At 67.3% G+C, this 26,786-nt stretch carries 27 protein-coding genes and 1 pseudogene; 20 read left to right on the top strand and 8 right to left on the bottom strand.

Annotated elements, in window-relative coordinates; translation table 11 throughout:
- The first annotated feature begins 107 nt into the window (after nucleotides 1-107).
- Nucleotides 108-1,028, top strand: a complete 921-nt coding sequence (locus tag QZM67_RS11115; protein ID WP_301802719.1) for a LysR family transcriptional regulator — start codon at nucleotides 108-110, stop codon at nucleotides 1,026-1,028.
- A 36-nt stretch (nucleotides 1,029-1,064) separates the two neighbouring features.
- On the opposite strand, the gene QZM67_RS11110 is transcribed toward QZM67_RS11115, so the two are convergent.
- Both QZM67_RS11110 and QZM67_RS11105 read right to left on the bottom strand, forming a co-directional pair.
- Nucleotides 1,065-2,396, bottom strand: coding sequence for an MFS transporter (locus QZM67_RS11110; RefSeq protein WP_301802718.1), 1,332 nt, complete (start codon nucleotides 2,394-2,396; stop codon nucleotides 1,065-1,067).
- A 56-nt stretch (nucleotides 2,397-2,452) separates the two neighbouring features.
- The gene (locus QZM67_RS11105; RefSeq protein ID WP_175022905.1) at nucleotides 2,453-3,640 is read right to left on the bottom strand and encodes a M20 aminoacylase family protein; all 1,188 of its coding nucleotides are present in this window, start codon (nucleotides 3,638-3,640) and stop codon (nucleotides 2,453-2,455) included.
- Nucleotides 3,641-3,862: 222 nt separating this feature from the next.
- Between QZM67_RS11105 and QZM67_RS11100 the strand changes: the two genes are divergently transcribed.
- From QZM67_RS11100 to QZM67_RS11085, 4 genes are all read left to right on the top strand, one after another.
- On the top strand, nucleotides 3,863-4,501 hold the full coding sequence (locus tag QZM67_RS11100) for a TetR/AcrR family transcriptional regulator (RefSeq protein ID WP_301802717.1): 639 nt from the start codon (nucleotides 3,863-3,865) through the stop codon (nucleotides 4,499-4,501).
- Nucleotides 4,502-4,554: 53 nt separating this feature from the next.
- Nucleotides 4,555-5,538 (top strand): MDR family oxidoreductase, encoded by a 984-nt coding sequence (locus QZM67_RS11095; RefSeq protein WP_301802715.1) that lies wholly within the window; start codon nucleotides 4,555-4,557, stop codon nucleotides 5,536-5,538.
- Between the two features lie 85 nt (nucleotides 5,539-5,623).
- Nucleotides 5,624-6,202, top strand: coding sequence for a peroxidase-related enzyme (locus QZM67_RS11090; protein ID WP_301802713.1), 579 nt, complete (start codon nucleotides 5,624-5,626; stop codon nucleotides 6,200-6,202).
- Nucleotides 6,203-6,223: 21 nt separating this feature from the next.
- Nucleotides 6,224-6,511 (top strand): NAD(P)H-dependent oxidoreductase, encoded by a 288-nt coding sequence (locus QZM67_RS11085; RefSeq protein ID WP_301802712.1) that lies wholly within the window; start codon nucleotides 6,224-6,226, stop codon nucleotides 6,509-6,511.
- 117 nt (nucleotides 6,512-6,628) lie between these two features.
- On the opposite strand, the gene QZM67_RS11080 is transcribed toward QZM67_RS11085, so the two are convergent.
- Nucleotides 6,629-7,504, bottom strand: coding sequence for an SDR family NAD(P)-dependent oxidoreductase (locus QZM67_RS11080; protein ID WP_301802709.1), 876 nt, complete (start codon nucleotides 7,502-7,504; stop codon nucleotides 6,629-6,631).
- 174 nt (nucleotides 7,505-7,678) lie between these two features.
- Nucleotides 7,679-8,257 (bottom strand): TetR/AcrR family transcriptional regulator, encoded by a 579-nt coding sequence (locus QZM67_RS11075; protein ID WP_301802707.1) that lies wholly within the window; start codon nucleotides 8,255-8,257, stop codon nucleotides 7,679-7,681.
- 202 nt (nucleotides 8,258-8,459) lie between these two features.
- Between QZM67_RS11075 and zwf the strand changes: the two genes are divergently transcribed.
- A complete protein-coding gene (gene zwf, locus QZM67_RS11070) occupies nucleotides 8,460-9,935 on the top strand; it encodes a glucose-6-phosphate dehydrogenase (RefSeq protein ID WP_175022916.1) in 1,476 nt (491 codons plus the stop codon).
- An 86-nt stretch (nucleotides 9,936-10,021) separates the two neighbouring features.
- Here zwf and QZM67_RS11065 read toward each other — a convergent pair whose 3' ends face one another.
- On the bottom strand, nucleotides 10,022-10,966 hold the full coding sequence (locus tag QZM67_RS11065) for a LysR family transcriptional regulator (RefSeq protein WP_301802704.1): 945 nt from the start codon (nucleotides 10,964-10,966) through the stop codon (nucleotides 10,022-10,024).
- A gap of 109 nt (nucleotides 10,967-11,075) precedes the next feature.
- On the opposite strand from QZM67_RS11065, the gene QZM67_RS11060 reads away from it, so the two are divergent.
- The 10 genes and pseudogenes from QZM67_RS11060 (at nucleotide 11,076) to QZM67_RS11015 (ending at nucleotide 20,530) form a co-directional block, all read left to right on the top strand.
- The gene (locus tag QZM67_RS11060; protein WP_175022920.1) at nucleotides 11,076-12,278 is read left to right on the top strand and encodes an MFS transporter; all 1,203 of its coding nucleotides are present in this window, start codon (nucleotides 11,076-11,078) and stop codon (nucleotides 12,276-12,278) included.
- Between the two features lie 29 nt (nucleotides 12,279-12,307).
- Nucleotides 12,308-12,631, top strand: a complete 324-nt coding sequence (locus QZM67_RS11055; protein WP_175022922.1) for an adenylate cyclase — start codon at nucleotides 12,308-12,310, stop codon at nucleotides 12,629-12,631.
- A gap of 12 nt (nucleotides 12,632-12,643) precedes the next feature.
- Nucleotides 12,644-13,594: an LLM class oxidoreductase gene (locus QZM67_RS11050; RefSeq protein ID WP_301802702.1), complete on the top strand. Its 951-nt coding sequence runs from the start codon at nucleotides 12,644-12,646 to the stop codon at nucleotides 13,592-13,594.
- Nucleotides 13,595-13,745: 151 nt separating this feature from the next.
- Nucleotides 13,746-14,552 (top strand): 2,5-didehydrogluconate reductase DkgB, encoded by an 807-nt coding sequence (dkgB, locus tag QZM67_RS11045; RefSeq protein WP_175022926.1) that lies wholly within the window; start codon nucleotides 13,746-13,748, stop codon nucleotides 14,550-14,552.
- Between the two features lie 63 nt (nucleotides 14,553-14,615).
- Entirely contained in the window at nucleotides 14,616-15,731 is a 1,116-nt protein-coding gene (locus QZM67_RS11040) for an alkene reductase (protein WP_301802699.1), read from the top strand.
- Nucleotides 15,732-15,751: 20 nt separating this feature from the next.
- Nucleotides 15,752-16,714, top strand: coding sequence for a cyclase family protein (locus QZM67_RS11035; RefSeq protein WP_175022930.1), 963 nt, complete (start codon nucleotides 15,752-15,754; stop codon nucleotides 16,712-16,714).
- Between the two features lie 138 nt (nucleotides 16,715-16,852).
- A complete protein-coding gene (locus QZM67_RS11030; protein ID WP_301802694.1) occupies nucleotides 16,853-17,371 on the top strand; it encodes a DUF3455 domain-containing protein in 519 nt (172 codons plus the stop codon).
- Nucleotides 17,372-17,451: 80 nt separating this feature from the next.
- A pseudogene (locus QZM67_RS11025) lies at nucleotides 17,452-17,793 on the top strand (TetR/AcrR family transcriptional regulator); the annotation flags it as partial.
- A gap of 541 nt (nucleotides 17,794-18,334) precedes the next feature.
- A complete protein-coding gene (locus QZM67_RS11020; protein ID WP_175022936.1) occupies nucleotides 18,335-19,723 on the top strand; it encodes an NCS2 family permease in 1,389 nt (462 codons plus the stop codon).
- 213 nt (nucleotides 19,724-19,936) lie between these two features.
- Nucleotides 19,937-20,530 (top strand): hypothetical protein, encoded by a 594-nt coding sequence (locus QZM67_RS11015; RefSeq protein ID WP_301802691.1) that lies wholly within the window; start codon nucleotides 19,937-19,939, stop codon nucleotides 20,528-20,530.
- Between the two features lie 46 nt (nucleotides 20,531-20,576).
- Here QZM67_RS11015 and QZM67_RS11010 read toward each other — a convergent pair whose 3' ends face one another.
- Together QZM67_RS11010 and QZM67_RS11005 are read right to left on the bottom strand one after the other, a co-directional pair.
- On the bottom strand, nucleotides 20,577-20,978 hold the full coding sequence (locus QZM67_RS11010; RefSeq protein ID WP_175022940.1) for a CopD family protein: 402 nt from the start codon (nucleotides 20,976-20,978) through the stop codon (nucleotides 20,577-20,579).
- On the bottom strand, nucleotides 20,975-21,283 hold the full coding sequence (locus QZM67_RS11005) for a DUF3817 domain-containing protein (protein ID WP_175022941.1): 309 nt from the start codon (nucleotides 21,281-21,283) through the stop codon (nucleotides 20,975-20,977). Before QZM67_RS11005 ends, QZM67_RS11010 begins: the two co-directional genes overlap by 4 nt.
- A gap of 106 nt (nucleotides 21,284-21,389) precedes the next feature.
- Here QZM67_RS11005 and QZM67_RS11000 point away from each other — a divergent pair, with 106 nt between their 5' ends.
- From QZM67_RS11000 to QZM67_RS10985, 4 genes are all read left to right on the top strand, one after another.
- Nucleotides 21,390-22,337, top strand: a complete 948-nt coding sequence (locus QZM67_RS11000) for a GlxA family transcriptional regulator (RefSeq protein WP_301802687.1) — start codon at nucleotides 21,390-21,392, stop codon at nucleotides 22,335-22,337.
- A gap of 148 nt (nucleotides 22,338-22,485) precedes the next feature.
- On the top strand, nucleotides 22,486-23,406 hold the full coding sequence (locus QZM67_RS10995; RefSeq protein ID WP_301802684.1) for a LysR substrate-binding domain-containing protein: 921 nt from the start codon (nucleotides 22,486-22,488) through the stop codon (nucleotides 23,404-23,406).
- 226 nt (nucleotides 23,407-23,632) lie between these two features.
- Nucleotides 23,633-24,415, top strand: coding sequence for an ABC transporter substrate-binding protein (locus QZM67_RS10990; protein WP_043181012.1), 783 nt, complete (start codon nucleotides 23,633-23,635; stop codon nucleotides 24,413-24,415).
- 223 nt (nucleotides 24,416-24,638) lie between these two features.
- Nucleotides 24,639-25,754 (top strand): succinylglutamate desuccinylase/aspartoacylase family protein, encoded by a 1,116-nt coding sequence (locus QZM67_RS10985; protein ID WP_301802682.1) that lies wholly within the window; start codon nucleotides 24,639-24,641, stop codon nucleotides 25,752-25,754.
- A gap of 137 nt (nucleotides 25,755-25,891) precedes the next feature.
- Here the strand turns inward: QZM67_RS10985 and QZM67_RS10980 are convergent, their stop codons facing one another.
- Complete coding sequence (locus QZM67_RS10980) at nucleotides 25,892-26,698, bottom strand: MetQ/NlpA family ABC transporter substrate-binding protein (protein ID WP_175022944.1); 807 nt, start codon at nucleotides 26,696-26,698, stop codon at nucleotides 25,892-25,894.
- Nucleotides 26,699-26,786 lie beyond the last annotated feature (88 nt).

Here is a 26,786-nt window from a genome sequence, read left to right as displayed (position 1 = left end):
CGGCACGAGCCGGACTGCCTGCGATCGTAGTGCGCACGCGCCGCCGCCGGAATCGCCCGCGGCCTTATCATGATCACTTTTCCCGATCACCGGCCCCGAACTTGCCCATGGCGTTCACGCTCTCCCAGCTCCGCATCTTCCAGGCCGTCGTCGAGCACGGCAGCCTGCGCGCCGCCGCACGCGCGCTCGATCTCGCACAGAGCGGCGTCACGCAGCAGCTGCAGAGCCTCGAGGCGACGCTCGGCGCGACGCTGTTCACGCGCACCAATCGCGGGATCGTGCCGACGGCCGTCGGCCAGCGGCTACTCGCGCGCTCCGGTTCGATCCTCGGCGAATGCGAACAGGTCGAGCGGGAAATCCGGCAACTGAGCGGCGCGTACGAAGGCACCGTCACGCTCGGCCTAGTGGCCGAACCGCTGATCGACGCGTTCGCGCCCGTGCTGAGTGCGTTCCGCGCGCGCTTCGACAAGGTCGACGTGCATCTGCGCACCGGCACGTCGCGGATGATGATCGCCTGGCTGCGGGAAAGCGCGGTCGATTTCGCGATCGCGCTCGTCGCGAAGCAGACCGACACGACCGATCTCGCGGTCACGCCGCTGCGTGCTTCCGCGCCCGTGGTCGTGTGCCGCAACGGGCATCCGGCGATGCATGCGCAATCGCTCGCCGAACTGGCCGACTACGCATGGGTGTCGACGCGCTCGCCGAACCTGAGCGCCGACCCCGTCGTCAACCGGCTGCTCGCGTACTTCGACGTGCACGGCCTGCCGCCGCCGAAGATTCTCGCCACCGTCGAAGGGATGTTCGAGACGCTGCAGCTCGTTACGCAGACCGATTCCCTGGCGCTCGAAACCGAAGCGATCACGCGGCACGGGCCGTTTGCCGGCGCGCTCGCGAAGGTGCCGGTGCGCGAACAGGCCGAATCGCAGGACATCTGCCTGCTGCAGCGCGCGGCCGTGCCGCTGACGCCGGCCGCACAGGAACTCGCGACGATGCTCGCGTCATATCTGAGGGTGGTGCGCGGGCGGTAAGCGCGGATTGCCGCGAGCCGCCCGCCGCGCCGCACGTCAGTCGATCGCGTCCTGCGCCGTCTCGCGCAGCATCGCCACCGCGACCAGCGACAGCACCACGCACGCGGCCACGTAGCCGGCTGGCGCAAGCTTGCTGCCGGTCGTCTTCACGAGCCAGGTCGCGATCAGCTGCGCGGTGCCGCCGAAGATCGTCACCGCGAGCGCATACGCGATCGAGATGCCGGTCGCGCGCACGTGGCGCGGCAGCGACTCGCACATCAGCGCCATCTCCGACGCCGAGCCGAGCGAATAGAACAGCAGCATCAGCGCGGTCAGCGGCAGGATCACCGACAGCGTCGGATGATGGTTCATCAGCCAGAACGCCGGGAACAGCAATACGACCAGCACGCCACGGCCGACGAAGATCGGCAGGCGCCGGCTGCCGAGCCGGTCCGACAGCCAGCCGAACAGCGGGCACGTGACCAACATCACACAGCCTGACGCGACGCCGACGAACATCGACAGCTTCATCGGCAGGCCGAGCGTGTGGATCGCATAGGTCGGCATGTAGAACGTCAGGATGTAGGTCGACACCGTGCCGCCCATCACCGTGAGCAACAGCAGCACCACCGTGCGCGTGTGCTTCGAGAACAGCTCGTGCAGCACGCCGCGCTCGATGCCGTGATGGCGGTCGCCAGGCGCATCGTCGGCGAGCCGGCGGCGCAGATACATGCCGACCGGCGCGATCAGCACACCGACGAGGAACGGCAGCCGCCAGCCCCAGCTTTCGAGCGCATCCTTCGTCATCGTGTTCGACAGCAGCGCCGCGAAGCCCGAGCCCATCAGCGCGGCGCCGCCCTGCGTCGCGAGCTGCCAGCTCGCGCGGAATGCGCGGCGCGACGTGCCGCCCTGTTCGAGCAGCGTCGACGTCGCCGCGCCGAATTCGCCGCCCTGCGAGAAGCCCTGCAGCAGCCGCGCGAACACGACCAGCAGCGGCGCGGCCACGCCGACCTGCGCATAGGTCGGTGCGATCGCGATCAGGCCGGTGCCGAGCGCCATCAGCATGATCGTCAGGTTCAGCGCGGCCTTGCGCCCCTTGCGGTCCGCGTAGACGCCGAGCACGACGCTGCCGAGCGGCCGCGTGAAGAAGCCGGCCGCGAACGTCGCGACCGACAGCAGCAGCGACGTGGTCGGGTCGCTCGACGGGAAGAACAGCTTGCCGATCAGCACCGCGAAGAAGCCGTACACGGTGAAATCGAAGAATTCCAGCCAGTTGCCGATCACGGCCGCCGCGATCGCACCGCGCCGCGTGACGGCCGGTGCGCCTGGCGTGCTGGTTTCGGCGGCCCCCGTCGACGCGGGGTGCAGCGCGAGATGGTCTTTCTGCATCGTTGTCGTCTCCTCTCAATGCGGCCGGAAGCGCCGGCCGCCCTCCGCCGCCACGCTCACTGCCCGAGGTAACGCTCCACGAGACGTGTCCAGTACGCCGCGCCGATCGGCAGGTTGCGATCGTTGAAGTCGTACTTCGGGTTGTGCACCATGCAGCCGTCCTCGCCTTCGCCGTTGCCGAGCCGCACGAACGAGCCCGGTCGCTGCTGCAGCATGAACGCGAAATCCTCGCTGCCCATCAGCAGGTCGGTCTGCTCGACCACGTGCGCGTCGCCGACGAGTTCGCGCGCGACCTGCGCGGCGAAATCCGTTTCGGCATCCGTATTGACGACGACCGGATAGCCTTCGATGTACTCGACGTTCGCGCTCGCGCCGTAGCTCGCCGCCTGCGTTTCGGCGAGCTCCGTGATGCGGCGCTTGAGCAGCGCGCGCACGTCGGGGCTGAACGAGCGCACGCTGAGTTCGAGGCGCGCGCCGTTCGGGATCACGTTGTTCGCGGTGCCTGCATGCATCGAGCCGACCGTGACGACCGCCGGCTGCGCGGGGTCGACGTTGCGCGCGACGATCGTCTGCAGCGCCATCACGATGCTCGCCGCGACGACCACCGGATCGACCGTCAGGTGCGGCCGGGCCGCGTGGCCGCCGACGCCTTCGATCGTGATGATCGCCTTGTCGCCGGCCGACATGAACGGGCCGCGCCGCGTGAGGAACACGCCGGGCGCGGCGCCCGGATGGTTGTGCATGCCGAACACGGCGTCGCACGGGAAGCGTTCGAACAGGCCGTCGTCGATCATCTTCTTCGCGCCGCTGTCGACGCCGTGTTCTTCCGCCGGCTGGAAATACAGGTGCACGGTGCCGGAGAAATTGCGGGTCTTCGCGAGGTGCTGCGCGGCGCCGAGCAGCATCGTCGTGTGGCCGTCGTGGCCGCATGCGTGCATCTTGCCGTGCGTGCCGCTTGCATAGGACAGCCCCGTCGCCTCGATGATCGGCAGCGCATCCATGTCGGCACGGATGCCGATGCTGCGCGTGCCGTCGCCCACGCACAGCGTGCCGACCACGCCGGTCTTGCCGACCCCGCGCGTCACCTGCCAGCCCCACTGTTCGAGCTTCTCGGCAACGAGCGCGGCCGTGTCGTGCTCTTCGTACGCGAGCTCGGGATGGTGGTGGATGTGGTGACGGATCTCGCGCAACCCGCCGGCGGCGGGCATCAGATCCTCGATCTCGGTGAATCGGGCGTCGGTCATCTAAGGGGCTCCAGCTTGTTTGTGTGTGCACGCGTGTCGCTGCGTGCGGGAAAGCGAGCCACTATAGCGAGCCGATATCAGTTCAATAAGATGCGGAATTTTTCACCGCGATAAGGTTTTTTAATCAGGGTTAGTACGGGCATGACCCGCCGCAGCGACCTCATCGAACGCGCTCGACACGCGACCCGTTGATTTTTGAGACGAACGGTCTATTATTCGCACATGGACGTTCGAACTGATCCGCCTCGCCGTCGCGGCAGGCCACCGAAGCAGCACGAAGACCTTGTCGCCACGCGGGACATGCTGTTGCGCACCGGGCTGGAAGTGCTCACCGAGAAGGGCTTCTCGGCCACCGGGCTCGACGAGATTCTCGGGCGCGCGGGCGTGCCCAAGGGCTCCTTCTATCACTACTTCGACAGCAAGGAAGCGTTCGGCCTCGAACTGATCGACCGCTATGCCGACTTCTTCGCGCGCAAGCTGGACCGTCATTTCGGCGACCCGGAACGCTCGCCGCTGCAGCGCGTCCGCGCGTTCGTCGACGATGCCCGGGACGGCATGGCCCGCTACGCGTACAGCCGCGGCTGCCTGATCGGCAATCTCGGGCAGGAAATGGGCGCGCTGCCCGAAAGTTTCCGCGCCCGCCTGCGCACCACGTTCGAGGACTGGCAACGCCGCCTCGCCGATTGCCTGGCCGCCGCGCAGCAGGCCGGCGAGCTGGCCGGTTCAGCCGATCCCGCCGAGCTGGCCGCATTCTTCTGGATCGGCTGGGAAGGCGCCGTACTGCGCGCGAAACTGGAGCGCAGCGACGGGCCGCTGGCATTGTTCGCGCAGTTTTTCTTCAATGGATTACCACGCCGCTGAATTTTTTTGCCATTAATTAGACGATCGGTCTAGAAATTAGAAAGGAGGACGGGATGTTCCAGGGCATCGTGATCGACAAGGACGAAACCGGCCAGCGCGCGCGGCTGCAAACGCTGGACGACGCGCAGTTGCCCGCGGGCAATGTAACGGTGCGCGTGGGTTATTCGACGCTGAACTACAAGGACGGGCTGGCGATTACCGGCAAGAGTCCGGTGGTCCGCAAGTTCCCGATGGTGCCCGGCATCGATCTGGTCGGGGAAGTCGAAGCGAGCACGCACCCGGACTATCGCCCCGGCGACCAGGTCGTACTCAACGGCTGGGGTGTCGGCGAAACGCACTGGGGCGGCCTCGCGCAGAAAGCCCGCGTCGATGGCGACTGGCTGGTGCCGCTGCCGTCCGCCTTTTCGCCGCAACAGGCGATGGCCATCGGCACGGCGGGCTACACCGCGATGCTGTGCGTGATGGCGCTGGAGCGACACGGCGTGCGCCCGGACGACGGCGAGATCGTGGTGACCGGCGCGGCAGGCGGGGTGGGCAGCGTCGCCACGGCTATCCTCGCGCGGCTCGGATACCGCGTCGTCGCGGTGACCGGCCGCCCCGCCGATGCCGACTACCTGCGGCAGCTCGGCGCGGCGGAGATCCTGGAGCGGTCGCAATTCAGCGAACCCGGCCGGCCGCTGGGCAAGGAACGATGGGCCGGCGCGGTCGACGTGGCGGGCAGCCACGTGCTCGCCAACGTGTGCGCGACCACGCGGTACCGCGGCGTCGTGACGGCCTGCGGCCTGGCCGCCGGCATGGATTTCCCCGCAACCGTCGCGCCGTTCATCCTGCGCGGCGTGACGCTCGTCGGGATCGACAGCGTCATGTGCCCGCGCGCCGATCGCCTGGAGGCATGGCGCCGGCTCGCGTCCGACCTCGACGTCGAGAAGCTGGGCACGATCAGCCACCAGGTCGGCCTGGGCGACGTGATTCCGCTTGCCGAGGCATTGATCGGCGGCAAGGTTCGCGGCCGCATCGTCGTCGACGTCAACGCGTGACGCCACTGACGACTACCCGCGTTGCTTTATTCGGACGGCGGCTCGCGCATCGAGCGCGCCCGTGCCACTTTATCCAGGAGACCTCATGACCGCCGCAAACACCGCCCCCATCAGCCGCTTTCCCGTGCCCGCGCTCGACGATTTGCCCGAGGACATTCGCGAACGCATCGCGGCCGTCCAGGAAAAGTCGGGCTTCATCCCGAACGTGTTCCTGACCCTCGCGCATCGTCCGGACGAGTTTCGCGCGTTCATGGCTTATCACGACGCGCTGATGGACAAGCCGGGCAACCTGAGCAAGGCCGAACGCGAGATGATCGTCGTGGCCACCAGCAGCGTGAACCAGTGCCAGTACTGCGTCATCGCGCACGGTGCGATCCTGCGGATTCGCGCGAAGGATCCGCTGATCGCCGACCAGGTCGCCACCAACTACCGCAAGGCCGACATCACCGCCCGGCAGAAGGCGATGCTCGACTTCGCGATGAAGGTGTCGCAGGCCGCGTATCTGGTCGGAGAAGCAGACTTCGACACGCTCAAGTCGCATGGTTTCGTCGAAGAAGACGTGTGGGACATCATGGCGATCTCGGCGTTCTTCGGCATGTCCAACCGCATCGCGAACGTGACGAACATGCGGCCGAATGCGGAGTTCTACGCGCTGGGGCGCTGAGCGCGCACGCCGTTCGGCCGCGTGAACTGGCCACAGGTCACGTTTCGCTATGGCGAAAGCGGCGTCACCGGGATGCTGGAAAGCAAGCAGGTCTATCTGGTCACCGCCAGCGGCGGCGTCTATTCCGACGGCCCGTATGCACCCTTCGACGACCAGACCGGCTATCTGAAGCATCTGCTCGGGTTCATCGGCCTCACCGACGTCCGCGAACTGCGCGTCGAACGCACCTCGCAGGGCGCGGAGGCGGCGCAAGCGGCGATCGCGAAAACCGGGCAGGCATTGCACGCGCTGGTGGAACAGGTTGGTTGATACGAAGGCGCGCCCGTCGATCGCATGGGCGCTGCCGACCGATGCCGGCGCGCAGGTGCATGCGCCAGCATCGGTCAGCCGCTCACGCTGCCTGGGTAGCACGGCGAATGTCAGCGCTCACTCCAGCCCCTTCAGTGCCTCCAGCCCGTCCGGCAGCTTCGCATCCGGAAACTGCGTCGACAGCGTCGCGTCACGCCACTGCGCGGCCTCTTCCGCGCGCTGCTTCTCCGCCTGCTCGCACACGAACAGCGCGTCGCCACCGAGCAGCAAACGCATCGGCACATCCTCGCGGCGCGACAGCTCGACGATCAGCGCCGCGATCCGCGCCGGATCGCCGACTTCGTGGCCGCCGTATGCGCCGAGCAGCTCGAGAATCTTCCCGACCGACGGCTGATAGTCAGGCAGCAGACCGTCGACACCGCGCTTCGCCTGCGCGGCCCAGTCGGTACGCATCCCGCCCGGCTCGAGCGTGCAGACGCGCACGCCGAACGGCGCGACTTCCTTCGACAGCACGTCGCTGAACCCGCCGACCGCCCACTTCGCAGCCTGATACGCGGACAAGCCGGCCGTGGACGTGCGCCCGCCGACCGACGACACCTGGAAGATGTGTCCCGCACGCTGCGCGCGCATCGTCGGCAACACCGCACGCGTCAGGTTGATCACGCCGAACAAGTTCGTTTCGATCTGGTCGCGGAAATCGTCGGCACCCATCTGCTCGAACGGCGCCGTGTGGCCGTAGCCCGCGTTGTTCACCAGCACGTCGATGCGGCCGAACGCGTCGCGCGCCGCCGCGACGGCCTGCGCGGCCGCCGCTTCATCGGTGACGTCGAGCGCGACCGGCAGCAATCGGTCGCCATGACGCTCGGCCAGATCGGCCAGCCGCGCGGGATCGCGCGCGCCGGCCACCAGCCGGTCGCCCGCCGCCAGCACGGCTTCCGAAATCGCTCGCCCCAGGCCGCGCGCGGCCCCTGTTACCAGCCAGACTTTCGACATTTTTCCACTCCTTGATCGTAGTGAAACCACAAAATGAATGATTACTCACTCATTAATAACGGCGATGGACCGGTCGTTCATGACCTCCATCGCCCTGCCTGAAACCCGCTACCCGTCATCGCCGCGGCGCGTGAGCGTGAAACCGCACGCGCCGTCACGACGGCAACCCTTGCCTCACACCGCGTGCAACACGGCCCACAACGCGCGAAACCCGGCCTCCCGATACGCTTCAGCGCGCGCCGGATCGCGTGCGATCGACTCCATCGCCGTTTCCGCGATCGACGTAAACAACGCTGCGCAGAACGCGTGTGCTTCGTCGGGTTTCAGCGCGCCGGACGTCGCCACCTGCTCGCGCAGCAGCGCATTGATCCCGCCGAAGCCTTCGGCGCCGGCCGCGCGATGCGCGTCGTCGATGCGCCCGCTCACGCCGAGCTGCTGCAGCGCGCGCCGCCCGTCCGGATTCGCGACGCCCCACGACACATAGCCGTTCCACGCATGCCGCACGGCCTGCTCGACCGGCGCGTGTTCCGGAAACCCGGCCATCATCGCTTCGCGCATCCCGGCCTTCAGGCTCACGTACAGCGCGTTCAGCAACGCGTCCTTGGTCTCGAAATACGTGAACACCGTGCCTTCCGCCACGCCGGCGAGCCGCGCGATGCGCGCGGTCGTCGCGGTTGCGCCGTCCTCGGCAAGCGCGCGAGCGGCCGCGGCGAGGATGGCTTCGTGCTTGTCGGGACTGCGCGGTCGGGCCACGTTCGATTCCTTTAATGAGTGAGCGCTCAATCATAATGGGGCGATCATGCGGAATGCAAGGCCTGTTACATCCGGGCGAACTCATACACAATCCGTCAAAACCGGGCACTATTAGCGTTTTCACGTACTGGTGCGTTCACGTATCGGCGCCCGGTGCCTTGACGTTCGTTTCACGTTCACCGTTTCACACCGCGAACCTCCCATGACGAATCAGCCTACCCAGACCGCGGCCGACCGGCCCGTCGACATGATCATTTTCGGCGGCGGCGGCGACCTGGCCGCCCGCAAGCTGTTGCCCGCGCTGTACATGGCGCATCTGCACTGCAACCTTCCGCCCGAGACGCGCATCATCGCGGTCGGCCGCCGCGACTGGGGCATCGACGGCTATCGCAAGTTCATGGACGAGCAGTCGCGCCCGTTCATCGATGAAAAGGCGTTCGATCCCGCGGCCTGGAGCCGTTTCCTCGACCTGTTCAAGTACGTGCTGATCGACGTGAACGCGCCGGACGACTACCTGCGGCTCGCGGAAGCGGCGCGCGGCGACGCGATCCGCGTGTTCTACCTGTCGACGTCGCCGGAGCTGTTCACGACGATCTGCGACAACCTGTCGGCCGCGCATCTCGTCGACCGGCACTCGCGCGTCGTCCTCGAAAAGCCGCTCGGCCACGATCTCGCGTCCGCGAAGGCGATCAACGATGCGGTCGGCAAGCACTTCGAGGAATCGCAGATCTATCGGATCGACCACTATCTCGGCAAGGAAACCGTGCAGAACCTGATGGTGCTGCGCTTCGGCAACCCGATCTTCGGGCCGCTGTGGCAGGCGCCCAGCATCCGCAGCGTGCAGATCACGGTGGCGGAGTCGGTGGGCGTCGGCAGCCGCGCGGGCTTCTACGACCATACCGGCGCGCTGCGCGACATGGTGCAGAACCACCTGCTGCAGCTGCTGTGCATCGTTGCGATGGAGCCGCCGGTGTCGCTCGACCCGGACGCGGTGCGCGACGAGAAGCTGAAGGTGCTGCGCTCGCTGCGGCCGATGGCGGTGGCCGACGTCGCGCGCGACACGGTGCGCGGCCAGTACACGGCCGGCGCGGTCGACGGCCAGCCGGTCAAGGGCTATCTCGAGGAAGACAACGTGCCGGCGGACAGCCGCGCGGAAACCTTCGTCGCGCTGCGCGCGCACATCAACAACTGGCGCTGGGCGAACGTGCCGTTCTTCCTGCGCACCGGCAAGCGGCTGCAGCGCCGCCAGTCGGAAATCGTGATCGAGTTCGCGGACATGCCGTTCTCGATCATCCCGACCGGCCCGCGCCACTACAGCAACCGCCTCGTGATCCAGCTCCAGCCGGAAGAGTCGATCCAGCTGCAGATGCTCGCGAAGGAACCGGGCAGCGGGATGAACATGGTACCCGTGAGCCTGAACCTCGACCTGCAGCAGGCGATTCCGGAGCGGCGCGCGGAAGCGTACGAGCGTTTGCTGATCGACGTGATCCGCGGCCGCCTCACGCACTTCATGCGCCGCGACGAGCTCGAAGCCGCGTGGTCGTGGGTCGAGCCGATCCTCGACGGCTGGAAGCAGCTCGGCGACCGGCCGCGCCTGTACACGGCGGGCACGTTCGGGCCCGCGGCTTCGTCGGCGCTGCTCGCGCGCGACGGGATGTCCTGGGCCGAAGAGGCGTAACGGCTGCTGCACGACGGCGTGCCGCCCGCGCGGCACGCCGGATCCCCTGGGGCTGTGCCCGCCCCGTCTTCCCCGCGAGCCCGCTGCTACAGCGGCTCCATCCACACGGCCTTGCGACGCGCCGGCGCGTCGCTGCTGCCGCTGCCGCCGCCCAGCACCTCGATCATGTAGTCGACGAACGACGCGATCCGCGACGAGATCGCGGTATTGCGGTAGTACACCGCATGGATCGGCTGCTCGACCTCGAGCGTCTGGCGCGCGAGCACCTGCACGAGCCGGCCCGCTTCGCGATCCTGCGCGGTCATGAAATCCGACAGGCAGACGATGCCCGCGCCCTCCAGCCCGAGCTGCCGCAGCGTCTCGCCGCTCGACGAACAGACGTCCGGCTCGATGCGGCACGCTTCGCCGTCGGTGCCGAGGATCGGCCACACGTTCAGCGATTCGGGCTGCGTGAAACCGAGCAGCGTGTGCTTGTCGAGATCCTCGGCCTTGCGCGGCTGGCCGTGCGCGTCGAGATACGCGGGGCTCGCGAGGATGCGCAGCCGGCTGTTGCCGATGCGCCGGCTGTGCAGCGTCGAATCCTTCAACCGGCCGATCCGGATCGCGACATCGGTGCGCCGCTCCAGCAGGTCGATGATGCCCTCGTTGCTGTTCAGCTCCAGCTCGACCTTCGGGAAGCGTTCGCGATAGCCGCGCACGAGCGGCACGATCACATGCAGCATGAACGGCGTCGCCGCATCGATACGCAGCCGCCCCGACGGCATTTCGCGTCGCGCGAGCATCTGCTCCTCCGCCGTCTCGACCGATTCGATGATCGCGCGCGCGTCCTGCAGGAACGCGCGCCCTTCCTCGGTCAGTTCGAGCCGGCGCGTGGTCCGGCGCAGCAGCGTGGTCTTCAGCTTCTCCTCGAGCCGCCCGAGTGTGCGGCTCGCCGCGGACACCGTGAGGTCGAGCTGCTGCGCGGCAGCCGTGATCGAACCGGAATCGACCACGGCGGTAAAGGCCTGGAGTTCGTCGAGCGTGATCTTCATGGCGGCACTATTGATTTGAAATCAAAACAATTTGGTTTATAGACCAGTTTTTCCGCAAAAGTAAAGCCGGCACACTGCGATCCATCCTGACTGGAACCTGGATCCCATCATGCCACTCGCCCTGCTTGCGCTGACCATCAGCGCCTTTGCCATCGGCACCACCGAATTCGTGATCGTCGGGCTGATCCCGACGATCGGCGCCGATCTCGGCGTCAGCCTGCCGTCCGCCGGCCTGCTCGTCAGCCTCTATGCGCTGAGCGTCGCGATCGGCGCGCCGCTGCTCACCGCGCTCACCGGCCGCGTGCCGCGCAAGACGCTGCTCGCCGGGCTGATGGCGCTGTTCACCGTCGGCAACCTCGTCGCGTGGCAAGCGCCGAGCTACGAATCGCTGATCGTCGCGCGCGTCCTCACCGGCCTCGCGCACGGCGTGTTCTTCTCGGTCGGCTCGATCATCGCGACCACGCTCGTGCCGAAGGACAAGGCCGCCAGCGCGATCGCGACGATGTTCAGCGGGATGACCGTCGCATTCGTCGCCGGGATTCCGCTCGGCACCTTCATCGGCCAGCACTTCGGCTGGCGCGCGACGTTCCTGATCGTCGCGCTGTTCGGCCTCGTCGCCTTCATCGGCGCGGTGGCCTTCGTGCCGCGCGGGCTGCCGCAGACGCCGCCGGCACCGCTTGCCCGCCAGTTGCGCGTGCTGGCCCAGCCGCGCCTGCTGCTCGTCTTCGCGATGACGGCCGTCGGCTACGGCGGCTCGCTGATCGCGTTCACGTACATGGCGCCGCTGCTCGAACAGATCGCCGGCTTCACGCCGTCGCAGGTCAGCCTCGTGCTCGTCGGCTACGGCGTGTCGGTCGCGTTCGGCAACGTGTGGGGCGGCAAGCTCGCGGATGCCGTCGGCCCGGTGAAGGCACTCAAGCGGATCTTCCTGCTGCTCGCGATCGTGCTGCTCGCGCTGACCTTCACGATCCACGTGAAATGGCTCGCGGTGCTGACGATGCTCGCCTGGGGTGCCGTCGCGTTCGGCAACGTGCCGGGGCTGCAGGTGTACGTCGTCAAGCAGGCGCGCCACTTCGCGCCGGACGCCACCGACGTCGCGTCGGGCTTCAACATCGCCGCCTTCAACCTCGGCGTGGCCGGCGGCTCGTCGCTCGGCGGCCTGATCGTCGCGAACGTGGGCCTCGGCCACACGCCGTGGATCGCTGCCGTCGTCACGCTGGGCGCGTTCGCGCTCACCGCACTGAGCGGCCGTCTCGACCGCCGCCACGGGCTGCCGGAACGCACGGCCGAACCCGTCGAACTCGCCCATTGAACGTCACTTTTTTGCAGGAGCTCACCAGCATGAACGCATCGACCCAACGTCCGCCGTTCGCCGGCAAGACTTTCGAAGTCCGTTACGACGGCCTCACCGCACTCAACGCGTACGACGAGGATGGCCTCCACATGCGCTACGAGATCACCGAAGGCCCGTACGCGGGCGCGAAGGGTGAAGTCGAATACACGTGGCAGCCCGTCGCCGGCGAGACCTACGCGATCTCGTGGCAGGAAGCCGACCGTGCGACGGTCGTGCACATCGACGATTTCGCCGCCGGCACGTCGCGCTCGTTCTTCACCGCGTCGTCGCTCGATTTCTATCGCCTCGAAGGCAGCCTGCGCGCGGTCTGAACGGAACCCGACATGTCCACTTCACTCGACACACTCGCCGACGGCGGCTTCAGCGTCGGCATCGAACTGCCGCTCGACAACGACTGGTCGCCGGCCGGCGACGCGAAGCGCCAGCATCAGGGCCGCCGCCCCGGCGTGCCCGACCTGGAGATCCACGCGGAGCTCGCGCAACTGGCCGACACTCTCGGCTTTCGCGCGCTCTGGGTGCGCGACGTGCCGGTGTACGACCCGTCGTTCGGCGACGCCGCGCAGGTGTTCGAAACGTTCTCGTATCTCGGCTACCTCGCCGGCATCACGAACGACATCCTGCTCGGCACGGCCGCCGTCGTGCTGCCGCTGCGCGAGCCGCTGCTGACGCTGAAATCGGCCGCGACGATCCAGGAGTTGAGCGGCGGGCGCCTGATGCTGGGCGTCGCGAGCGGCGACCGGCCGGTCGAATATCCGCTCTTCGGCCGCGATTTCGCGTCGCGCGGCGCGAATTTCCGCGACCAGATCGAACTGCTGCGCGACGGCGCGCGCGGCCACCTGCCGCCCGGCCTCGAAGTGCTGCCGGCCGCCCGTTCGCCGGTGCCGCTGCTCGTCGCGGGTCTCGCACAGCAGACGCCCGCGTGGATCGGCGAGCACATGGACGGCTGCCTCGCGTATCCGGGCACGCCGGCCGACCACGCGCAGCGCGCCGCGAACTGGCGCGCAGTGGCCGGCGACAAGCCGTACGTGAGCTTCATCCACCTCGACCTCGCGGAAGATCCGCACGAACCGCTGCAGCGGCACCGCTTCGGCGCCCGCGCGGGCCGCCTCGCGCTGACGGAAGAACTCGCGGCGATGCGCGACGCGGGCGTGCAGCACATCGGCCTGCATTTCCGCCGCAACCGCCGCCCGCTCGACGAGACGATGGCCGAGATCGCGTCGGACGTGCTGCCCGAATTCCATCCGAAGACGAACGCGCAAACGCACGCTGCATAAGGCCGGTAACGGCCTTCGGCGGGCTCGCGGCACAACCTATATTTGATTTTAAATCAAATATTATTGACCTCTAAAGGCGTTTATTTCATCAGTCTCAAGCGCCAGAATGACTCCCATACCGCAACCGTTCCACCTCTCCCAGGAGCACATGATGAGCAAGATTCCCGCATTCGGCCTCGGTACGTTCCGCCTGCAAGGCCAGGTTGTCATCGACTCGGTCCGCAACGGCCTCGAAGTCGGCTACCGCGCGATCGACACCGCGCAGATCTACGGCAACGAAGCCGAAGTCGGCGAAGCGATCGCCGCATCGGGCGTGCGCCGCGAAGACCTGTTCCTGACCACGAAGATCTGGGTCGACAACTACGCACCGGAAAAGCTGGTCGCGAGCCTCGAGGAAAGTCTGCGCAAGCTGCGCACCGACTACGTCGACCTGACGCTGATCCACTGGCCGGCCCCGGGTAACGGCGTGTCGATCCAGGCGTTCATGACCGCACTCGCCGAAGCGAAGGCAAAGGGCCTCACGCGCCAGATCGGCATCTCGAACTTCAACATCGAACTGACGAAGGAAGCGATCGCGGCCGTCGGCAAGGAGGCGATCGCGACGAACCAGATCGAACTGAGCCCGTACCTGCAGAACCGCAAGCTGGTCGAGTTCCTGAACGCCGAAGGCATCCACGTGACGTCGTACATGACGCTCGCGTACGGCAAGGTGCTCGGCGACCCGGTGATCGGCGCGATCGCGCAGCGTCACAACGCGACGCCGGCGCAAGTCGCACTCGCCTGGGCACTGCAGCTCGGCTACTCGGTGATCCCGTCGTCGACCAAGCGCGAAAACCTTGCAAGCAACCTGCTCGCACAGACGCTGCGCCTGACCGACGAAGACATGGCGCAAATCGCCGCGCTCGAGCGCAACGGCCGCGAAGTCGACCCGGCCGGCCTCGCGCCGAAGTGGGACTAAGCCCCCCGCCCCCGTAATCGACCCGTCCGCGGCCAGCCGGCCGCGGCACCGACAGGACACACCATGACCCAGGACCCGCTTTTTCAACCGCTGCAGTTCGGCGCGCTGACGCTGCCGAACCGCATCGTGATGCCGCCGATGACGCGTTCGCGCGCGAGCCAGCCCGGCGACGAAGCCAACGAACTGATGGCCGCGTATTACGCGCAGCGCGCGAGTGCCGGCCTGATCGTCAGCGAAGGCACCTACATCGCGCCGCTCGGCAAGGGCTACGCATGGACGCCCGGCATTCACACGCCGTCGCAGGTCGCCGGCTGGCGCAAGGTGACGGATGCCGTGCATGCCGCGCACGGCCGCATCTTCGCGCAGCTGTGGCACGTCGGCCGGCTGAGCCACACGAGCCTGCTCGGCGGCCAGCAACCCGTGTCGTCGTCGCCGATCCAGGCGAAGGGCGTGAACGTGTTCGTCGCCGGTGAGGACGGCAGCACGCCGGGCTTCGTACAGGCGTCGGAGCCGCGCGCGCTGTCGATCGACGAGATCCGCGAGATCGTCGACCAGTACCGCGCCGCCGCGCGCAATGCGATCGAAGCCGGCTTCGACGGCGTCGAACTGCACGGCGCGAACGGCTACCTCGTGAACCAGTTCATCGATTCGAACGCGAACACGCGCACGGACATCTACGGCGGCTCGCTGGAAAACCGGCTGCGCTTCCTGCGCGAAGTCGCGCAGGCGCTGATCGACGGCACCGGTGACGCATCGCGCGTCGGCATCCGCCTCGCGCCGTTGACCACGCTGAACGGTTGCGTCGACGACGATCCGGAAACGACCTATCTCGCCGCCGCGAAGCTGCTCGGCGAGCTCGGCGTCGGCTACCTGCATATCGCGGAAGCCGACTGGGACGACGCGCCGCTGATGCCGGTCGCGTTCAAGCAGCAACTGCGCGCCGCGTACCCGGGCGTACTGATCTACGCCGGCGCGTACACCGCCGAGCGCGCACGCGAAGCGATCGCCGCCGGCTGGGCCGACCTCGTCGCTTTCGGCCGCCCGTTCGTCGCGAACCCCGACCTGCCGGAGCGCCTGCGCACCGGCGCCGCGCTCGCGCCGCACGACCGCAACACGCTGTTCGGCGGCGGCGCCCAGGGCCTGACCGACTATCCGACGCTCGCGCAAGCCGCGGCGTAAGCATTCGAGAGGAATCCGCAATGAAAGCCACACTCGCGCGGCTCGCGCTCGCCGCGATCCTGCCGTTCGCGGCCGCACAGGCGGCCCACGCCGCCCCGTCCGCACCGGCGGCCGACTGGTATCCGTCCGTCTATGGCGCGAACGACGAAATCGGCGCGGCCAACCTGCTGACGCCCGACGTCATCAAGCAGGCAGTCGGCCTCGTGAAGGCTGGCAAGACCTATCCGCTGGCCGTGCCGGTGGACAAGAACCTGCCGGCGTTCCGCCACCGCAGCTTCCGCCTGTACAACGTGCAGGTCGGCCAGCAGGCCGGCAAGAGCCTCGGCCCGAACAAGTTCACGTTCAACGACGAGCTCGTCAACGCGTGGACCGGCGTCGGCACGCAGTTGAACGGAATCGGCCATATCGGCATCGACAACGTGTACTACAACGGCAATCAGGCAGCCGATTTCGTGACCGTCGACGGCGTGAAGAAGCTCGGCGTCGAAAAGGTGCCGCCGATCGTCACGCGCGGCGTCGTACTCGACATGACCGCTTACTACGGCAAGCCGATCGTGCCGGGCGGCACCGAGTTCACGGTCGCCGACATCCAGGCCGTGCTGAAGAAGCAGGGGCTGACGCTGCGTAAGGGCGACGTCGTGCTGTTCAACACCGGCTGGCTGGAGCTGATCGGCAAGGACAACAAGCAGTTCCTCGAAGTCGAGCCCGGCATCGGGATGGAAGCCGCGAAGTGGCTGGCCGACCAGGGGATCGTCGCGTTCGGCGGCGACACGTGGGCGTCGGAGGTCTATCCGAATCCGCACACGCAGGACGAATTCCCGATCAACCAGTACATGCTCGCGAAGCGCGGCATCTACAACCTGGAGCTGATCGACAGCCGTGCGCTGGTGCGCGACAAGGCGTGGGAATTCCTGTTCGTGCTCGGCCAGCCGCTGTACGTCGGCTCCACGCAGGTCAACATCAACCCGGTCGCGATCCGCTGATCGCGCATCCGCGCCCCGACAATCGCGGCCGCTATCGCCGCGATTGTCATTTCCGAGTTGCGGCCCGCGCAATCGGCGTCTAGTGTTGACAGGATCGACTTCACACGACCGTCACCCGACCCGAAAGGACGCCCCCCCATGCCAAGCCGCTCCCCGACACGCGACATGCTGCTGGCCCTTGCGGCCGGTCTTTCCCTCGCGGCGTTCACCGCGCCCGCGCATGCCGACGACGCGGCCGGTCTCGCGCCGCCCGAGCCGGCCACGCCGGTGCTGTCGACCACCGCGAGCGGCTTGCAGGTCTACACGTGCGAATACGATGCCGAACACCGGCTCGCGTGGACCTTCCAGCACCCCGAAGCGCTGCTGTTCGATGCCGGCGGCACACTCGTCGTCCGGCACGGCGCAGGGCCGTCGTGGGAAGCGCTCGACGGCAGCCGCATCACCGGCAAGAAGCTCGCGGAAGCGCCGAGCGCAAACCCGGCCAGCGTTCCCCAACTGCTGCTCGCGGTGACGCCGGTCGCAACCGGCACCCTCGCCGGCGTGCGCTTCGTGCAGCGGCTCGACACGGCGGGCGGCACGCCGCCGGCCGCGACGTGCACGACCGAGCATGCAACCGGTCGCTTCCCGTACTTCGCGCGCTATGTGTTCCTGAAGTGACATGCCCGGCGTCGACGGCACCGGGCATCACCCGGTGCTTTTCGCCACGCACCCATTTACTCAGCCATCCTATCCTTAATGAGCGGCTGCGCGCGGCCGTGCATGCGTTCATCCGGTCGGAATGCGACGAGGCGAGCATGCGCATCGCGCTCGACGACGCGGCGCCCCTCTATCGCGACGCCCCCGAGGCGCAGGAAGCGCGGGCCGAGGGCAACCGGGCCATCAGCGCGTTCATGCGCGAAGCGCTGCCCGACGTGTCCGACACCACGCATGCGCTCGCTTGCGAACTGATCATCACGACGCTCACGTCGGGCGGCAAGGTGTTCTCCGAAACCGCGCGCACGCCGGCGGAAATCGACGCCTATTCGACCGCGATGGCCGACATGTTCTGCGCGTACCTCGCGCATCTCACGCCCGATTGACCCAACGAGGGCCGGAACGCGCGAGCGCAAGCCACGCGCGGCACCGGTATCATCCGGGTGCCGCTTGCGCACGACCGCGCATCGCGTCGCACGCCACCACCGTCATGCGTGTGCGCAGCCTCAATGAAATACATTTGTAAGATTCAATGCCTCACCCGCTCCTGTCCTGCCCGCCGACCCCGCATTCAAATAGTGGCCTTAACGGATTCAAACTAGGCGTATACACGCGTGTCGTCGCAACGAAGCCCCGTTGCACGCCGATATAAGCGCTGCGACATGCGCTGCATGCTCTTCCCCCGATGGGACGTGATGGGCGGCTCGCCTAACCTTCGCTACGGCAAAGCACACGTGACGGGGTCGACCACACCACGCGTCGTCCGACGCGACACCCTCGCGATCGTTTCGATTCGCACGTAACGACACGCATCACGCGTCATTCGTCCCCGCGACATTGCCGACAAATCCCAACTAGATAGATACGAGACACCCTGACGACGGTTCGCTACGGGCCGTTTCAGCATGCTGATAAAGGAGCAAGCTCATGAGTGATACCCCGGTGCAGCCGACGGTCGACGTCGGCGCGACAGAAACTGACTTTGGCACCAAGGGAGTCATCGACCGGTACTTCGGCATTTCGTCGCGCGGCAGCACACAGCGCCGCGAGATCATTGCCGGCGTCACGACCTTCCTCGCGATGGTCTATTCCGTGTTCGTCGTGCCCGGCATGTTCGGCAAGGCCGGCTTCGACACGAGTGCGGTGTTCGTCGCGGTCTGCCTGACCACCGCGTTCGGTTCGCTGCTGATGGGCCTGTGGGCCAAGCTGCCGATCGCGATCGGCTGCGCGATCTCGCTGACCGCGTTCACCGCATTCGGCCTCGTGCTCGGCAAGGGGCTGTCGCCGACGGTCGCGCTCGGCGCCGTGTTCCTGATGGGCCTCGTGTTCACCGGCATCTCGGTCACCGGCGTGCGTTCGTGGATCCTGCGCAACCTGCCCGCGGGCGTCGCGCACGGCACCGGGATCGGCATCGGCCTGTTCCTGCTGCTGATCGCATCGAACGACGTCGGCCTCGTGATCAAGAACCCGGGCGCCGGCCTGCCGGTCTCGCTCGGCCAGATCACCGCGCTCCCGGTCATCATGTCGGTCATCGGCCTCGCCGCGATCTTCGGCCTCGAAAAGCGTCGCGTGCCGGGCGGCATCCTGCTCGTCGTGATCGCGATCTCGATCTTCGGCCTGATCTTCGATCCGAGCGTGAAGTACCACGGCATCTTCGCGCTGCCGTCGCTGAGCGCACCGGGCCATGCGTCGCTGATCGGCGCGATGGACATCAAGGGCGCGCTGTCGATGGCCGTGCTGCCGAGCGTGCTGGCGCTGGTGATGACCGCGGTGTTCGACGCGACCGGCACGATCCGCGCGGTCGCGGGCCAGGCCGGCCAGCTCGACGAGAACGGCCGCATCATCAACGGCGGCCGTGCGCTGACCGCCGATTCGCTCAGCTCGATCTTCTCCGGCTTCCTCGGCGGCGCGCCGGCGGCAGCCTACATCGAGTCGAGCGTCGGCGTGGCCGCCGGCGCGAAGACGGGCCTCGCGGCCGCCGTGGTCGGCCTGCTGTTCCTCGTCGTGATGTTCTTCTCGCCGCTCGCGGGCCTCGTGCCGTCGTACGCCACGGCACCGGCGCTGATGTACGTCGGCCTGCTGATGCTCGGCAGCGTGAGCAAGCTGCACATGGACGACATGGTCGACGCGATGTCGGGCCTCGTCTGCGCGGTGTTCATCGTGCTGACCGCGAACATCGTGACGGGCATCATGCTCGGCTTCTCGACGCTCGTGATCGGCCGCATCGCCAGCGGCGAATTCCGCAAGCTCAACGTCGGCACCGTGCTCATCGCGGCCGTGCTCGTCACGTTCTATCTCGGCGGCTGGGCGATCTGACCGCGAAACGTGCGCGACGTCGCCGGCAGAAGGACGGCGCGCATCGGGACGACATCGTCTCCTCCACCATCATCGTTGATGGTCTCCAGGCCTGGGAACGCAAGTTTCCAGGCTTTTTTTGTTGAGGCGGCGCCGTACGGCGCGCATCGCGGAAACGGCGCGGCGTGAATCCGCCCCCGATGCTACGATCGTGCTTTGCCTTCAGGAGCCTCCATGAACGCGCTCGGCATCGTCTCCGAATCGAGCACCCGGATGTCGGCGCACAAGCCGCCGTTCATCCCGTCGTTCGGCTTCCACGAAGTGCACGAGTCGAAGCCGATCGACGCTGCGCCGGCACGCATCATCGACACGGTCGCCGCGCTCGACATGCGCACGGATCCGGTCGTCGACGCACTGCTCAACGTCCGTGAATTCCCGGCAGCCGTTGTCGCGTCGCTGCGCCACGGCACCCCGCGAGTCGAACGCGAACGCTTCGGCCTCCAAGCATTCACACCGCTGCATCGCGACGAAACGTCGCTGTCGTTCGGCCTGATCGGCCGCTTCTGGCGTCCGGACCTCGGCGTGCTGAAGATCGCCGACGCGGCGGCGTTCGTGCGGCACGACGACCCGCGCGACGCAAAGCTGGTGCTGCGCTTCGAGGTCGTCGGGCTCGCGTCGGGCGCGCACATGCTGCGCACCGAAACCTTCGTGCATTGCCCGACCGCACGCACGCGGCTGCTGTTCATGCCGTACTGGCTCGCGATCCGGATGGCGAGCGGCTGGATTCGGCGTCGCACGCTGGCGGCGGTGGAGATGGCGCTGGCGTAGGAACTATCCCGCCTCTGCCGATGGCCGGCGCGCGCCGGCCTGCGCATCAGAACGGCTTGATCACGACCAGCCCGACGACGATCGCCGTCGCGGCCACGACCGCACCCGCCGCCTGCCCGAGCCACGGCGCCGGCACGACGACGAGATCGTCGCGTTCCATGCGCCGCAGCGTGCCGGCCAGGATCCCGTGCAGCGCCGACAGCGCGACGACCACCACGAGCTTCACCGACAGCCACGCCGCGCCGAACCAGTGACCGTTCAGCGCCAGCGCGATCCCCGCGATCCACACGAGCGCGAGCGCGGGCGCCGTCACCGTGCGGTCCCAGCGCCGCACCGCGCGATGCACGGCGAGGTTGGCGATGCGCACGCCGACGGACAGCAGCAGCAGGCCGCCGACGAACGTGACCATGGCAACGACATGAACGGCCTTGAGCCACAGATAGATCATTGCGCATGCCTCCTGCGCGCAATCCATCCGGCACTCGTCAGGCCGGCGAACGGCACGACGGCCGCCAGCACGAGCCGCGCGACTTCGGCCTTGCTCCACAGCCCGCTCGACGCAGTGCCGACGACCGCCCACACGTACATCGCGAACGCGATGCCGTGCACCGGGCCCATGATCGATACCGCGGCCGGATAGCCGGCCAGGTGCTTGAGCGGCACGGCGACGCACACCAGCACCACGAGCGTGGTCGCCTCCAGCAACGACAGGTATTGCAGGTTCCGCAGCGCATTGCGATCGTCTTGTTGCATTGACAGCCTCCAGGTTGGTCCGCGACGATTGTCGCGTATGGTGCCGCTTCGGGCCATTGGCTAAAATGACATCTTTAAACGGATTCTGGCCAAGCCCCCGAACGCCATGCATACGGTCGCCGTGCTCGCCCTGCCCGAGGTCGTCCCGTTCGATCTGGGCATCGCGTGCGACACGTTCGCACGCGTGCGTTCGCCCACCGTCGCGCAGCCATACCGCGTCCGCGTGTGCAGCGAGCACGCGCGTGTCGCGGGCGACCTGTTCGACCTGCGCCCCCCGTTTCGTCTCGACGCGCTCGCCGATGCCGACACGATCGTCGTTCCCGGCACGTCCGTGCCGCTCGCGCCCACGTCGCGTCACGTGATCGCGGCACTGCGCGCGGCAGCCGCGCGCGGTTGCCGGATCGCGTCGATCTGCAGCGGCGCGTTCGTGCTCGCGGAAGCCGGGCTGCTCGACGGCCTGCGCGCGACCACGCACTGGCTCGCGGCCGCCGAACTCGCGTGCCGCTATCCGGACGTCGACGTCGATCCGAACGTGCTGTTCGTCGACAACGGGCAGATCCTGACGTCGGCCGGCGCGGCGGCCGGCCTCGATCTGTGCCTGCACCTGATCCAGGCCGACTACGGTGCGGCGGTCGCGGTCGACGCCGCGCGCTGCGCGGTGGCCCCGCGCGTCCGCGAAGGCGGGCAGGCGCAGTTCATCGCGCCGGAATGGCCGAGCGGCACCGACGGCCTGCAAGGCCTGATGGACTGGCTGCAGGCCAACTTGCGCAAGCCGCTCACGCTCGACGCGATGGCCCGCAAGGCATCGACGAGCGTGCGCACGCTGACGCGGCGCTTCCAGGAGCAGACGGGCACGTCGCCGCGGCAATGGCTGCAGACCGCGCGCGTCAGACATGCGCAGCAGTTGCTGGAGGTCACGGAGCTGTCGATCGAGCATGTCGCGACGGAGGCCGGCTTCGGTTCGGTCACCGCGTTTCGCGAGCGCTTCGCGCGCGTCGTCGGCACGTCGCCGCAGCGGTATCGTCAGGCGTTCCGCGCGCGAACCGGCGCATGATGATCATCTTGTCGCTTCCTGCCGCACCCCGGCTTGCGTTGCCGATCCCCGGCGGCGGAAAATCATGCGCACGCAACCGTCAGGATCGCTACCAAATTCAGAAACACCCCATCGCCCGCCACAGCATCGCGCCAACCGGACCCGATCGATGACCCGCATCCGCAACCCCCTGAACCTCGCGCAGCTGCAGGCGTTCGTCTCCGCCGCGCATCACAAGAGCCTGCGCGCGGCCGCGCGCGAGCTCGGCGTCACGCAGCCCGCTATCACGCATACGATCCGCGAGCTTGAAACGGCGCTCAACGCGGAGCTGCTCGCACGCAGCGTACGCGGCGTCGAGCTGACCGCATGCGGCCATGCGCTGCTGCCGCGCGCCGAGCAACTGCTCGGCGATATCCGCCGCACGGTCGAAGCCGTCGAGCAGGTGAAAGGAGAAATGTCGGGACGCGTCGCGGTCGGCACGATGCCGTCGATTGCGCTGACCGCGCTGCCGCGCGCGGTGACGGCATTCCGCCAGTCGATGCCGAACGTGAACCTGCATCTCGAGGAAGTGACGGTGCCCGACGCGCTCGCGCAGTTGCGCAACGGCACGCTCGACATCGCTGCGATGCACCACGTGCCTGCGCTCGATCGCGATTTCACGCAGTCGCCGCTGCTGTCGACCGAATTCACCGTCGTGATGCGCGAAGGCCACCCGCTGGCGCACGCGCGCCGGTTAGAGGAATTGCTCGATGCCGAGTGGATCGTCACGGTCGGCGCCGAGCAGTTTCCGCACAGCGTGATGGTCGGGATGTTCGAGGCGCGCGGGCTGCCGCTGCCGAAGCGCCTGCTGCGATCGCCGATGTCGTTCGCGGTGACACTCGGGCTCGTCGCACGCTCGGACGTGATCGGCTGCTTCACGCGCCCGCTCGCCACAATGGTCGCGCCGCTCGGCATCCGCACGGCCGACCTCGACGAAAACATGCCGCGCTTCGACCTGTCGATCATCGCGCGGCGCGACCTGCTGCCCACGCCCGCTGTCTCGCAATTCGTCACGTGCCTGCAGCGCGCGGTCAACGAAACGCTCGGCTGAATCGTTCCTGTGTCTGAAACGGCGGCGCATCCAACGCGCCGCCGCCGGGCCCGGTATCGGGGCTTGTCCTAGGCGCCCTGCCGGTATTTTGTCTTGATAATCTTGCGCACGTCGCGCGCCCGCATCGGGTGGGCGAAACGGACAGCCTGACGCGAAGCCGCGCCAGGCCGAAGGCTTACGGCGCGGCACAACCGCGCACCCATCGAACAAAACGAGGAGTCACCGAGTGAAAAAGATTCTTGCGGCTGTGACCGTCGCCCTGCTCGCCGTATCGGCTGGCGGCGCGTACGCGAAGGACTGGTCGACCGTGCGGTTCGGCGTCGACGCAAGCTACCCGCCTTTCGAATCGAAAGGCGCTGACGGCAAAGTGGTCGGGTTCGACGTCGATCTCGGCAACGAAATCTGCCGCCGCATGAACGCGAAGTGCGTGTGGATCGAAAACGACTTCGACGGGATGATTCCGGCGCTGAAGGCCCGCAAGTTCGACGGCGTGCTGTCGTCGATGTCGATGACGCCGGCGCGTCAGGAACAGATCGCCTTCTCGGCGAAGCTGTTCAACACGCCGACGCGCCTCGTCACGAAGAAGGGCGCCGGCCTGATGCCGACGGCCGAATCGCTGAAGGGCAAGTCGGTCGGCGTCGAGCAGGGCACGATTCAGGAAACCTATGCGAAGACGTACTGGGCCTCGAAGGGCGTGAACGTCGTGCCTTACCAGAACCAGGACCAGGTCTACGCCGACCTGATCTCCGGCCGTCTGGACGGCGCGCTGCAGGACGCGGTGCAGGCTGACATCGGCTTCCTGAAGACCCCGCGCGGTGCGAACTTCGATTTCGCCGGCAAGGATCTCGACGATCCGAAGACGCTCGGCGAAGGCGCCGGCATCGGCCTGCGCAAGGAAGACACCGACCTGAAGGCGAAGATCGACGGCGCGATCGCCGGCATGCGCAAGGACGGCACGTACGCGAAGATCGCGAAGAAGTACTTCGATTTCGACGTCTACGGCAAGTAATTCGCCGGCAATCGCACGCTTCGCTGCGACGCAAACGGGCTCCGCGAGGAGCCCGTTTTTTTTGCGCGCGCGGCGCCGGCAGCGTTATTTTTTCCGCACCAACCTGATGATTCTCAACGAAAATCGACGGCTTCTGGCGCCGGTTTGATGGCGGCGAGGGGGCAACGTACAATCGATCTTCCACGCACACCGGATCATTCGCGGCTGCGCCGCACTCCCCATCATGCAAACGCAGACCCATCCGCTGATTTCCCCCGCCGTCGGTACCGAACGCCAGATCACGAGCTTTCACTACGGCCCGCGCGGCGGCAAGAAGGTCTATATCCAGTCGTCGCTGCACGCGGACGAACTGCCCGGCATGCTGGTCGCCACGCTGCTGCGCCGCAAGATTGCCGCGCTCGAGACGGCCGGCAAGCTGCGCGGCGAAGTCGTCATCGTGCCCGTGCCGAACCCGATCGGCCTGTCGCAACACGTGTTCGGCGATCACCTCGGCCGCTTCGAACTCGGCTCGATGCAGAACTTCAACCGCAATTTCTACGATCTCGCGGCGCTCGTGCTGCCGCGCGTCGAACACCGCCTCACGAACGACGCGCAGCACAACCTCGTCGCCGTGCGCGCCGCGATGCGCGAGGCGCTCGACGAGCAGCAGCCGCGCACCGAGCTCGACTCGCAACGCCTCGCGCTGCAGAAGCTGTCGTTCGACGCCGATATCGTGCTCGACTTGCACTGCGACAGCGACGCGGTGATGCACCTCTACACGAACCCGGATCTGTGGCCCGACGTCGAGCCGCTGTCGCGCTATCTCGACGCGCAGGCGTCGCTGCTCGCGCTGAATTCGGTCGGCAACCCGTTCGACGAGATCCACAGCTTCTGCTGGTCGGATCTGCGCAACCGCTTCGGCGACCGCTTCCCGATCCCGAACGGCGCGATTTCCGTCACGATCGAACTGCGCAGCGAGCGCGACGTGTCGTACGAGTTCGCCGAAAAGGACGCTCAGGCGATCGTCGAATACCTGACCGAGCGCGGTGTCGTCGACGGCAAGCCGGCGCCGCTGCCGCCGCTCGCGCATCCGGCCACGCCGCTCGCGGGCACCGATCCGCTCGTCGCGCCGGTGTCGGGCGTGATCGTGTTCCGCACGCCGGTGGGTGCGATGATCGAGGCCGGCGAGGCCGTGGCCGACATCGTCGATCCGCTGACCGATCGCGTCGTCACGCTGAAGAGCAGCGTGTCGGGCGTGCTGTACGCGCGCCAGATCGTGCGCTTCGCGACGGCCGGCATGGAAGTCGCGCGCATCGCCGGCGCCACGGCCATCCGCACCGGTTCGCTGCTGTCGGCCTGAGCGGCCGGCCCGCGCGCCGGGTCACGGCGCGCGGCGCGCTTACCCGCACGCACCAACGAAATCGCCCGCTTGCGCGGGCGATTTGCTTTCCGGACCGTCGAGATCCGGTAATCCGGCGTGCCGTCGTATGAAACCGTTCAGAACGCCGGCACGATCGCGCCGCCGAACTTCTGGTCGATGAACTTGCGCACGTCGTCCGATTCATAGGCCGCGACGAGTTTCTTCACCCACGGCTTGTCCTTGTCCTGCGCGCGCACCGCGATCAGGTTCGCATACGGCCCGCGCAGATCCTCGATCGCGATCGCATCCTTCACCGGCGTGAGCCCGGCCTTCACCGCGTAGTCGGTGTTGATCGACGCGACATCGAGATCGGGCAGCGCGCGCGGCAGTTGCGCGGCGTCGAGTTCGACGATCTTGACCTTCTTCGGATTCTCGGCGACGTCGAGCGGCGTCGCGTTCACGCCGTTGGTGCCGGCACCCGCCTTCAGCTTGATCACGCCGTATTTCTGCAGCAGCAGCAGCGCGCGGTTGCCGTTCGACGGATCGTTCTGGATCCCGACCTTCGCGCCCACCGGCAAGTCCTTCAGCGATTTGAGCTTCTTCGAATAGAAGCCCATCGGCGCCGTGTAGGTGAGCCCGACGTTGACGATCTTGTAGCCGCGCTGCTTGATCTGGCTGTCGAGGAACGGCTGGTGCTGGAAGCCGTTCGCGTCGAGATCGCCGGCATCGAGCGCCGCGTTCGGCTGCACGTAGTCGTTGAATTCGATGACCTTGATCGCGAGGCCTTCGCGCGCGGCGACCTTCGTCACCTCGGTCCAGATCTGTGCGTCGGGGCCGCTCATCGTGCCGATTTTCAGGGTTTGCGGGTCGGCGTGCGCGCCGGGCGCCGCGAATGCCAGCGCGGCGGCGAGTGCGCCCAGGCCGGTCAGGAATGAACGTCGCATGGTGTCCTCTTGTCCCGTGTCGTTTGTTGGAACACGGATCGTGGCATGGGGCCGGAACGCCACCAACCAAGCTTATTTCATGTGCATA

The sequence above is a fragment of the Burkholderia sp. AU45251 genome (assembly GCF_030482905.1).
In the GTDB taxonomy this organism is placed as follows: Bacteria; Pseudomonadota; Gammaproteobacteria; order Burkholderiales; family Burkholderiaceae; genus Burkholderia; species Burkholderia aenigmatica.
This window is presented reverse-complemented; position numbering and strand designations above follow the sequence as displayed.